At 45.9% G+C, this 10,434-nt stretch carries 9 protein-coding genes and 1 tRNA gene; 4 read left to right on the plus strand and 6 right to left on the minus strand.

Features of this window, described 5'->3' with window-relative positions:
• Window positions 1-110 precede the first annotated feature (110 nt).
• Window positions 111-1,847 carry a hypothetical protein gene (locus tag F4X88_21680; protein MYA58896.1) on the plus strand — a complete coding sequence of 579 codons (1,737 nt, stop codon included), beginning with the start codon at window positions 111-113 and terminating at the stop codon, window positions 1,845-1,847.
• A complete protein-coding gene (locus F4X88_21685) occupies window positions 1,831-2,373 on the plus strand; it encodes a hypothetical protein (protein ID MYA58897.1) in 543 nt (180 codons plus the stop codon). The genes F4X88_21680 and F4X88_21685 overlap by 17 nt, the downstream gene beginning before the upstream one ends.
• A gap of 6 nt (window positions 2,374-2,379) precedes the next feature.
• On the opposite strand, the gene F4X88_21690 is transcribed toward F4X88_21685, so the two are convergent.
• From F4X88_21690 to F4X88_21710, 5 genes are all read right to left on the minus strand, one after another.
• Window positions 2,380-3,810 (minus strand): oligosaccharide flippase family protein, encoded by a 1,431-nt coding sequence (locus F4X88_21690; protein MYA58898.1) that lies wholly within the window; start codon window positions 3,808-3,810, stop codon window positions 2,380-2,382.
• A 148-nt stretch (window positions 3,811-3,958) separates the two neighbouring features.
• Window positions 3,959-4,639: a tRNA (adenosine(37)-N6)-threonylcarbamoyltransferase complex dimerization subunit type 1 TsaB gene (gene tsaB, locus F4X88_21695; GenBank protein ID MYA58899.1), complete on the minus strand. Its 681-nt coding sequence runs from the start codon at window positions 4,637-4,639 to the stop codon at window positions 3,959-3,961.
• The gene (locus F4X88_21700) at window positions 4,636-5,628 is read right to left on the minus strand and encodes a CfrBI family restriction endonuclease (protein ID MYA58900.1); all 993 of its coding nucleotides are present in this window, start codon (window positions 5,626-5,628) and stop codon (window positions 4,636-4,638) included. The genes tsaB and F4X88_21700 overlap by 4 nt, the downstream gene beginning before the upstream one ends.
• On the minus strand, window positions 5,625-7,031 hold the full coding sequence (locus F4X88_21705) for a restriction endonuclease subunit M (GenBank protein ID MYA58901.1): 1,407 nt from the start codon (window positions 7,029-7,031) through the stop codon (window positions 5,625-5,627). Before F4X88_21705 ends, F4X88_21700 begins: the two co-directional genes overlap by 4 nt.
• 173 nt (window positions 7,032-7,204) lie before the next feature.
• Window positions 7,205-8,041 (minus strand): tetratricopeptide repeat protein, encoded by an 837-nt coding sequence (locus tag F4X88_21710; protein MYA58902.1) that lies wholly within the window; start codon window positions 8,039-8,041, stop codon window positions 7,205-7,207.
• 69 nt (window positions 8,042-8,110) lie between these two features.
• Here F4X88_21710 and F4X88_21715 point away from each other — a divergent pair.
• A tRNA-Ala gene (locus F4X88_21715) sits at window positions 8,111-8,183 on the plus strand.
• Window positions 8,184-8,188: 5 nt separating this feature from the next.
• Here F4X88_21715 and F4X88_21720 read toward each other — a convergent pair.
• The gene (locus F4X88_21720; protein ID MYA58903.1) at window positions 8,189-8,677 is read right to left on the minus strand and encodes a hypothetical protein; all 489 of its coding nucleotides are present in this window, start codon (window positions 8,675-8,677) and stop codon (window positions 8,189-8,191) included.
• 296 nt (window positions 8,678-8,973) lie between these two features.
• Here F4X88_21720 and F4X88_21725 point away from each other — a divergent pair.
• Window positions 8,974-10,434, plus strand: a 1,461-nt coding sequence (locus tag F4X88_21725) for a DEAD/DEAH box helicase (GenBank protein MYA58904.1), incomplete at its 3' end; no start/stop codon positions are given.

Raw genomic sequence — 10,434 nt, forward strand, 5'->3', positions numbered from 1 at the left:
ATACCTGCTTTTCTGCTTTTCTGCATCTTAATTCTTAAAATTGTCCAAACTTTAGAAGGTTTAGAAACCTCCTTATTCAACAACTGAAGAACGTGTGGGAAAAATACAAAGTGGATGCTTTTCATTTGGACGTTAGTCACTTTGTGATAAACGATGCAAACGGATTAATTGAAGGTTTAAATGCAGGTCAAGGTAACGTGCTAATGCACAACGAGTTGGCAGAGGCGATGCCAGGCGTTGTTTTCAGTGGTGAGCATCTGCATGAAGTGACATTCTTTCGTGAAAGCTTCGCACAACGTTGGAAACTCCCGCCACAACAGTTTGAACCCACACCGCGGGGAATCCCGCAACCACGGGGAACCCCACATCCGATTAGTACCTTCTTATTCTCTCCTTATACATTGCCCTACGGCTATTTGGGGTTGCCTAACCCTGATAGAGCCCCACAACTTTACCAAGAGTATCTAAATGCGTATGAGAATTGGGGCGTTTTGCCTACGCTTCAGCTCTCGTCAGTAGCTGACTTGGGTCCTGAACAAGTAAGGACACAGGAGTTACTCGCGATTGCGCGAACATGGCAGCAACAAGGATTGAAACCTGACTTTGAATCCGACTGGGCACCTAACACTTTATTTCAATATGTTGCAGAAGACAGCGAAATTGCGGTTCTGAAAAAAACAGAAATGGGGACTACGTTTGTTTTACCTGAAGAAAGTCTGGGGTATGAACGTGTTTTTGGGGTGACGCAGGTGAAGACTCAACGGAATATACCACATTGGAGTGCTTACAACGAGACCACACTCCTCGGATTGCATCCTGAGAAATCTTATTTTTTGAACGACACACCACGCGATTTCTCTCAAGCACATATCAACGCCTTGCCTGATGGCGTTTCTGTGACAGAATCACGTGTGACGGAAAATGCTGCGCTATTTCGACTCGAAAGGATGGATATCTCTCACGCAATTGATTTATTATCAGAACTTCATCTTGTAAGGACAGGCATTGTCCACGAAGGTAAGGAATTGCCACGACAAAGAGGGGCTTCTTTTCAGAAAACGGAGGTTTCTATCGCTGGTGTTCGTAAGTCCGCAATTGATGCACACCCGCCTTGGCAGGGTATCAGTGGGGATACATTTGGGGAGTGGGCCCTTTCGCTACCAGATAGCCCTCACATTCGTTTGGAGTTTAATATTGGGTTGGCAGAGGGTTCTGAGAACTCTGATGGTGTAACGTTCATCGTCTCTGTCCAAGGCGATGAAATTTTTCGTCAACATTACACAGAACAAAAATGGGAGCAAATCCATCTGGATTTGACAACCTACCGAGGTGCAGATGTCAAACTCCGATTTTCCACGAACCCAGGTCCCAAAGAAAATACCGGGTGGGATTGGGCAAGGTGGGGGGAACCTAAAATTACCTCCGAACCGTCGGATACGCTTACGGAAGTAGGGTTTTACCTCCCCAATGAACCGATAAAAAATTTTCCTGATACGGTTCGCAGTGTTGGACAAGGGCGATATGTCCTCAATACGAAACTACCGGCACAGGTTCTTTTTTTCTTTGAGTCCGATGCAGAAGTGGTTTCCCCATATAATTTGAGAGACACTGATTTTGTTACTGGATTACAGTTTGAGGGTATATTCCGACGTGGGAGTGTTTGGAACTCAGGTCAGAGAATGGAGTTAACTTTAGATGGTGTGAATAAGGAAACTATTTTTGCCCATCCGCCCCATGGTGGACAAACTGTTCTCCAATTTTTACTTTCTTTGCCCAAAGCGCGTGAGTTAATGTTTTCCTTTTCAATGGGATTACAGGACGGATGCAGTGATGGTGTGTTTTTTTAGAGTGCTTGTGAATGGCGAAACGCAATTTGAACATTTCGCAGATACTTTTAGATGGAAAGATATCAACATATCTCTTTCAAGGTACGCGGGGGAACATGTATTGTTGGAATTGGTTACTGATCCTGGTGAAAGTAACCGCTGCGACTGGGCACATTGGGCGGATCTGTTTATTACGGCAAAAGGGGCGGGGTTGGAAGCCCCGAACCAAATCGCAGCCGCAAATCAGCGCGTTAGGGAGACGAAACTTCTATCAAATTACCCCAATCCCTTCAACCCAGAAACGTGGATACCGTATCAGTTGGCGGAAACAGCGGACGTAAGTATAAAAATCTACGATATTAGTGGTCGTTTGGTCCGATCGATCTCTGTTGGGTTCAAGCCTGTTGGATATTATCTCACACGGGAGCGAGCCGCTTATTGGGATGGACGGAACGAAACAGGCGAACCCGTTTCGAGTGGTGTCTACTTTTTACAATTCGTGGCGGGAGACTTTGTCGCAACACAACGGGTAGTGATAGTGAAATAGGAACTGCTAATCAAACCGAAGTCTTTCCCGGAATTCACCCAGAAGTGCCATCCCGCCACCGTAAAACAGCACTGCCGACGGAATCAGCACCCAGATAGAAAACGATCCCTTCAACTGCACTAAACCAACACCCATCAGCGCAGAGAGAGCAATTGCTTTCAAAAACGTGCGGAATACAAGACGGGTCTCCCGCAATTTGATGATGTGCCTTGAAATGTAACCGATTCCAAAAATCAGTAGGTATCCCTCACTGATAACCATGGCGATTGCGGCACCCGTATGGCTGAAACGCGGGATGAGGTATAAATTCAAACAGATATTCAGGAGTGCCGTTGTTCCCATCAGCACTGAGAAAGCCCGACGTTTGTCTGTCGCCCGTAAGACTGCCAACACTGCTGTCGTTATGAAAATGAGTCCACCCGCCCAACTGAGCCATTGGAGTGCTGCTGATATTTTGACGACTTCATTCGGTGTGTAGGTCGGAAATAACACCGCCGTAATTTCGGGAGATAGCGTTGACAGTCCGACCGCCAATGGAAATCCGCTCAGCACCATCCACCGCATACCCAACGAATATGCCCCCGGAAATCTCCCTTTTTCGCGTTCCCACGCCCGGGAGAGAACAGGGAACATCGCACCCATCATGAACGCACCCGGCAGAATCGTGAAAGCGTTAACAATCGTATACGCCAAACCGTACCATGTGTTGGCATCCACCCCTTCTACACTTAATTTTGACAGCATAATCGCATCGACGCGAAAATAGAGGAGATTGAAAAGGTTACCGATTGCAAAGGGGAGTGCCTGCTGCATCAGCACTTTCACGATCTCGCGACTCGGTTGGAAACGGAGTTGTGTGAACCGGAATCGGGTGAATCCGACGCTCAATATCAGGTTAATACAACTCGCTGCGAGCATCACTTGACAGACTGGGACGAGTCCATAGCCGCGTAGAATCGCACCGCCACCCATAATCAGAAACGCACCACGTTCGGCTATTACAGTGAAAGCCTCATATTTCATCTCCTCGTGGGCGCGAAAGACGCAGCGATACAATTGTGCCAAGGAATTGACAATCTCTGCCAATCCCAGGAAAACTATCATCTTTACGATTATCGAGGGATAGAGATATATACCGCTGACAATCATAATGCTGTATGCGACAATTGAGAGAATGATGCGAACGATGAGGGCGTTGCCGAGGTAATGTCGGGTCTGTTGCAGGTGCAACGTCATTTCTCGGATGAGTGGATTTTGGAGTCCCAATTCCGTCAGAATCGCAATAAGGTTCGTGAGCGCAATCGCAACAAAATAGCCGCCGAGTTCACTTTCAGTGAAATAACGCGGCATGAGCCAGATCGTTATCACGAGTGAGCCGAGGCGACCGATAAGATGGGCACTAAAAAGAGAGGACGTGTTTTTAAAGATACGGTTCATCTAATTGTGGCACTTCACCTGATATTATTTCTCATTGAAAGTTCTTCAATAGAATTTTAAAGAAAAAACCGAATTGTAGCATAAACTTTTAGCTTGTGCAGTCTTGTTCCCGTTCCGATTGTAAGGAATTCACATACGACATAGCTGCTCAGTATAATCCGAGTCTAACGTAGTTCGGCACTAAAGTCCAATAACTATCGCTCTCTCCGTGCTGCAGCCGTTGTGCCCCAAGGTGTGCAATCGTTGCTCCGCGTGGAACATTGAAAATGGGATGGGCGAAGTTTGCACGCGCACCGAGCCTCTCTCGGACAGCATCTCCGTATGTCAGGAGTCCGTCTCCTACAAAATTGAGAGTGCCATTTGCGGGGACATCCGTATTGAGTCGATCGAGGAACGCATCGATGGATAAACAGAGGTCTTCGCTAAGGCGTTTCCATTCGGTCCCCCCGTGGAAAACAGTGCCATAAATTTCGCTCCGTCGAGCGTCGAGAAGTGGACAGATGATCCCGTTTGTCGAGCGGAGATTATACGCAATTGCCTCCAAGGTCGAGACCCCGACAATCGGTGTGTCAAGCGCATAACAGACGGATTTGATCGTGGCGACACCGATACGGATGCCGGTGAACGATCCGGGTCCAATACCGACAGCGCATCCGTCCAAAGCCTCTACCGTTATATTCCCCCATTTCAAGACGCTATCAATTGCGGGCATGAGTCTCGAGGAGTGTGCTTGGACGATATTGAGCGTATGCTCCGCGACTAAATTATCGCCATCCATTAAGGCGATACTTCCGATAGGCGTTGAGGTGTCAATACCTAAAATTTTCATTCAAAATCGACCAGTAATTGTGAAGCGGAATTGTCATCTTGCTCGCGTTCTCGTAGGACTACCTCTGGGGTTACAGAGTCTTGGACATCATCGGACAGAATGACGGGCAAAATTTTATCTAATGCGTCTTGAATATCTCCGGTAAAGGGCTGACACGGAATTGAGAGCGCATTTAGGACCTGCTCAAACCGCTTGTAATCGTCTGCATTTTTAAGTTCGACCCAGAAAATACCATTTTCATCCATTTGTTGTTTGTTCAAGTCCGAGAGTGTATTTGCAACCAATACGCGGCTGTCCCTGGCGTACACCGCATCCGCGCTTTCAGGATTTCCTTTTCCCATCAACTTCACTTCGCACGGAAAACCTTCCTCTGTATCATCAAACAAGTAAAAATCAGATTCACGTTGTGAGTCTGGGAGCTTACCTTGATCGTAATATTTTTGAGGCACTCGAAAAAGAGCGCAAAGCGTCGCCATTAAAGGCTTTTCGACTTGCTTTCCTGCTGTGCTCCATAATCCTCCCCTGAGGGCAGAGCGTTTGACAGCGAGTGTATTGATGACAATCAAACTTTCGTTGATATTCAAATCAACACTCACGTCCCGAAATTTTATTGTCAGGGCTATATTCATGCCATCTTGTTCGGTCAAACTGTTAATGGCATCGTAAAGCGCATCGTAATGCTCTATGGATGCTTCCAACACAATTTGTTTGCGGCCTGAATCGTACATATTTGTGATTGTCTTTTTATTCAGCCCTGAATGAATAGCGATTTCTTGAGGAGAAAATGAATCCGAACAAAGGAATTCCTTTTTGTACCAATCAACAGTCACATCTTTATTATCCAACTTGGCACAAGCAACACGTTTAAAAAAGTCCACAACGTATTGCAAGAACTCCGCATCAAGCAGCGTCACGATTTCAGAGCGGTAATCTTGTCCGGTGATCAGTTTTCGGATCATATTTTTGATAACAACACCGGTAACAGTCATAGGTTTTTATTCCTTTCCTCAAGTTCAGATTTTAGATCGGTAAGTGAGAGTACCCGAGGCTTGGCATGAGTAAACAAAGCAGCGTCAAGCAGCTGTTTTGAACGTTCAACATACTCCGCTTCCTTTTCGCAAAGAAGAAAATGCCGTTCATGAGTCAAGGCAACGTGTCCAACAGTTCCACTGCCGGCAAATGGGTCGAAGACAAGGTCGCCTTTAAAGGAATAAAACTGAACGACACGTGTTGCCAATTCAGCTGGGAAAACTGCTGGATGAATCTTGTCAGTTGCTGGGTTAATATGCCATAGATTCGTTTTTTCATACTCTCCCATAACTTTGCTCGCCTCAACAGTTTCGTCGTCGTATTGCCGGATGTTCCAATCGATCAGTTTGTCTGTTTTTTTACGATACACCATAACGCTTTCAGTGACAGAATTTGCCTTGTAACCGAGGGGTTTACGATGTTGAAAAAATCCACCATTTCGGTTCTTTGCAGCGTAGTCCGGTTTTGTCCAAACGATGTCATCAATGAACTCCCATCCTATATTAGTGAGACGCGGATGTAGATCGTAGGGAATGGCATATCGCTTGCTGGAATGTGCTCGACTAATGCGTGGAACGATAACAGGGGACGTGTTGAGCACAAAGAACCGTCCTTCTTTTGTAATACGATGCGTCTCCTTAAAAATCGCAGTTAGGAACTCAAGATATGCCTCGTAACTCTGATAAATCGTGTAATCGCGAGCGTTGTAATAAGGTGGTGACGTAAAGGTAAGATGGATTGACTCATCAGGGATTATCTTTAGTGCTTCTTGGACATCGGCATAGACAAGCACATTTTTGAGAGAATCTGGACTGGATGGATGGTGCTGATCTTTTTTTATACCCTGTGAGCGCGCGCTTTTGTGCTTCACCTCATTGGCGAGGTGTTCGCGGATGAGTTCATTCGGGTGTTCACTTAGAGAATCTAACGCTGTTTGGACTTCAGGTTTTTCCTTGAAGTAGAGCAAACCTCTTAGTGCCTGTAAGACAACTTTTGGATCTGCATCGGAGAGATACTGGATCAGGGTTGGAATTGCTTTCTCGCTTCTCATACGCCCAATCGCAGAAATTGCCTCGCGGCGGGCGAAAGTATTCTTTTCCGTGGATGCGAACCGTGAAAGTTCTGTCAAAAACTTTTCGTCTTTGAGTTTGCCTATATTTTTTGCTGCAAGCATACGAATTTTCGGATTCACGTGCGTAAGCAATGTGATGAATAACTCGCCGTTAAATCCGACTGGTAATTTGCCGAGGCTATCAAGCATTGACAGAAGTGCTGCTTCCTCACGAGTCGGTGCAAGGGCATCCTTAAAAAATGAGGAGTTCACTTTTAATTTTTCATGTTCAATGTCGGCTTTAGTTAACATTTTTTCTGATAATCACTCCTTTTGAATGTAGTGTTTGCCATTATAACCCGTATGCGGACCGTCACGGACTTGAAAGCGGAAATCCGCTGCACCGTGCGCATCCGCTAACAGAACGTTCGGACCCAGTATATCACGTCTGTGAAAAAATGTCATGTTTTTTGTGTTGGGTAAACTTAATTCAGACGCGAGAGCAGTTTTTGGAGGTGTTGTATGTTTCGCTCGACCTCCGTGGCATCCGGGGGTGCGTCTGCGAGTTGGAGATATGTCTCGAAGGCGGCGATACCTTCACCATACGCATGGTTTTTGTAGTGTAAGTAACCGAGCAGCCGATAATCCGCAGCAGCATTCGGGAGCAGCCACGTGATGCGTTCAGCCGCTGTAAGTGCTTTGTCGTAGTTCTCAAGGAGCGTGTAGGCGCGCGTCAAATTCCGCAAAATGCGGGCAAGAATCTCTTTATCTGTCGCTTCAGTTAACATACTCGATTCCAGCGGCACCGATTCACCGTGGGTTTCTTGGAGTTTCACCTGGAGTGCGTCTTCACACATAAAAGACCCGTTTTCAAATACATCAAGCAGGATGTCCAAATGGTCACGTTGGTATCTGACCAGAAAATGCCCTGGAAAATTTACGCCAACGAGGGGTAACCCAGCACGTCTACCGACTTCGATGTAAACAACACCTAACGTAATTGGAATCCCTGTCTTTTTATCAAGGACAAAGTTCAGGAAGTTGTTGCCGAGGGCGTAGTAGTTGTCCGTATTTCCTGTGAACCCTTTTTCCTGAAAGAGGTATCGATTTAGTTCGGTGATATGCTGCTCAGGTAGCGTTGCCTCTTGGATCCGTTCCCGAACCGTATCCGCCATCTCATCAAGTTGGTGGAGGTAATTCTCAATATTGAGTTCGCGGTACTCGCTTTGCGCAATAAGTAGGGCACCTGTTGCGAGTTCAACCTCGTTACTATCAAGGTTCGCGAAGGAGAAAAATGGATCTGTTTGCGGTTTTTTGGTCATTTTTCCGAAAAAAGCAAATTTTTTTGCATTCCCTGAGAATATATGATATAATTAAAGTAATCTTTATGTGGGGGATTAGCTCAGCTGGGAGAGCGCTTGCATGGCATGCAAGAGGTCACCAGTTCAAGTCTGGTATCCTCCACTTTTTTATTTGCCCTGCTCGGACGTTGTCTCTGTTTTCTTGCTGGTTTGCGACTTTGTTATTCTGCGTGGGACACCGTTATCCAAGATGCCCAAAAGCGTTAAATGGAGTTGGGCTTGCGTCGGCAATGTCTGGAGCAATTCTTCCTCGATCTTCTCGATCTGTCCCTGTGCTTTTTTGCGTTTCGCCCGAAACGCGTCCAGAGTTTCTTGAACCTCCGCATCTTCAACAAGTGAATCTTTTGCGAACCGATTTAAGGTTTTCAAGTCTTTGACTGACTGAATCTCTTTTTGACGTTTTAACTCCCATAACGCTTCAAGTTGGGTCTGATGTGTCGATGTTACGCCAAGGTCCGCCCAAGTTCTTACCTGCTCATTTTTATTTTCACTCTTTTGTGCCGAGGCGATAACAGTGCAGAGGGCAGCGCATACCAATATCCCAACGGCGCGCTTGGTCCAGATGTGTCGCTTTTGTACCCGTTTACCGTCTTGCATGATTTTCCTCCGACTTTTTAATATGGAACATGGTCTGAATCTACCTATATCATGATAACACGGCGGGTAGAGGATGTCAAGACAAAACCCACAGAACCGTTCTTACTGACAACTCATGGAAACCGACGACTAATACTCTGGCAACTATTCTCACTGATAACTGTCCCTCTGACTGCGAAAATAAAAACAATTTCTCCTTGACAAAAAACGCTGTATCTATTAAAATTACTTATAATATTACGCCTCAAACCGCTTGAGCACTACACGGAGAGGGACTCAGATGCAAGGAGGAATGGATGCACTATAAAGGGTTAAAATTGGATCGGTTTCAGGAGGAAGCGATCGCGGCAATTAATCGGGATACCTCGGTTATTGTCACTGCTCCTACAGGTGCTGGCAAAACTGTTATCGCAGAGTACGCTGTCGAAAAGTGCCTTCAGGAAAACCGCCGCGTTATCTATACCGCACCGATCAAAGCCCTCAGCAATCAAAAATATCGAGACTTTTATGCTGAATACGGCGACAAAATTGGCATTGTTACAGGCGATGTGGTGCTCAATCCGTATGCCCAAGTCCTATTGATGACGACCGAAATTTTCCGAAATACTATCTTTGATGACATTGAACGATTACAGGATGTCTCCTACGTCATTTTTGACGAAATCCACTATATTAACGATATTGAGCGTGGTACCGTTTGGGAAGAGAGCATCATCTTCGCACCCCAACATATTAAATTTGTCTGCCTGAGTGCCACGATTCCGAACATTAGACCCTTCGCAGAGTGGATGCAGAGCGTCCGAGATATTGATATTGAGATCGTGGAGGAATTAGAGCGTCCTGTCCCCTTGGAACATCACCTCTATTTTAAAGGTTACGGTATTGGTGGTATAAAGCATATCACTGCACTTCGCAACAGAGCACACCGCGAAACGCGTAAACGAAGACCGGATCTGCCTGACGATAAACCTCTAAAGCCGCTTCCGGCTGATTTTACGGAGACACGGCTTATTCCATATCTCCAGCGAGAGAAGCAGCTGCCATGCCTCTATTTCTGTTTTAGCCGAAAGGGGTGTGAGGAAAACGCATCCACATTGGTATTCGGATCGCAGGTTGCATTGCTTAATAAAAAGCAGAAAGCGGAGATTGTAAAGCAATTTGACGAACTTTGCGTTCAGTTTGACATCGCTGCAGAAAAAAAGGTTGCAGAGTTTCGTAAGCTCGTCAGCTGTGGGATCGCCTATCATCATGCGGGGATGTTACCCACGCTCAAAGAGGTCGTAGAACGGCTATTTACTTCTGGATTGATTCAACTCCTCTTTACTACAGAGACATTTGCTGTTGGTATTAATATGCCCGCTTGCGCTGTTGTTTTTGATAGCCTTGAAAAATTTGATGGTATCGGTTTTCGCTATCTCAAGGCGCGTGAGTATCACCAAATGTCAGGACGGGCAGGCAGACGCGGTATTGACACGATCGGTTACGTCTACTCCCAAATTGTTCCCGCTTACGCTGATACAGCTGAGATTAAAGCCGTTGTCGCTGATAAGATCGAGCCAATTGAGAGCCAATTTAATCTCTCCTATTCCAGTATTCTCAATCTTTATCAGAAATATGGTGATGATATTTACGATGTTTATACGATGAGTTTAAGCAACCACCAAAATCGTGTACGTGTGACGAAACTCAACAAGCAGATTGAGGATAAAACGGAGAAATTACAAACACTACAGGGTATTTTTTGGGGCAGCAAAGAT

Source organism: Candidatus Poribacteria bacterium (genome assembly GCA_009839745.1).
In the GTDB taxonomy this organism is placed as follows: Bacteria; Poribacteria; WGA-4E; order WGA-4E; family WGA-3G; genus WGA-3G.

Excerpts from the sequence above, each read along its gene's own strand:
- F4X88_21685 (MYA58897.1), top strand. The coding sequence starts at position 1,831 with ATGGTGTGTTTTTTTAGAGTGCTTGTGAATGGCGAAACGCAATTTGAA.
- F4X88_21690 (MYA58898.1), bottom strand. The coding sequence starts at position 3,810 with ATGAACCGTATCTTTAAAAACACGTCCTCTCTTTTTAGTGCCCATCTT.
- tsaB (MYA58899.1), bottom strand. The coding sequence starts at position 4,639 with ATGAAAATTTTAGGTATTGACACCTCAACGCCTATCGGAAGTATCGCC.
- F4X88_21700 (MYA58900.1), bottom strand. The coding sequence starts at position 5,628 with ATGACTGTTACCGGTGTTGTTATCAAAAATATGATCCGAAAACTGATC.
- F4X88_21705 (MYA58901.1), bottom strand. The coding sequence starts at position 7,031 with ATGTTAACTAAAGCCGACATTGAACATGAAAAATTAAAAGTGAACTCC.
- F4X88_21710 (MYA58902.1), bottom strand. The coding sequence starts at position 8,041 with ATGACCAAAAAACCGCAAACAGATCCATTTTTCTCCTTCGCGAACCTT.
- F4X88_21720 (MYA58903.1), bottom strand. The coding sequence starts at position 8,677 with ATGCAAGACGGTAAACGGGTACAAAAGCGACACATCTGGACCAAGCGC.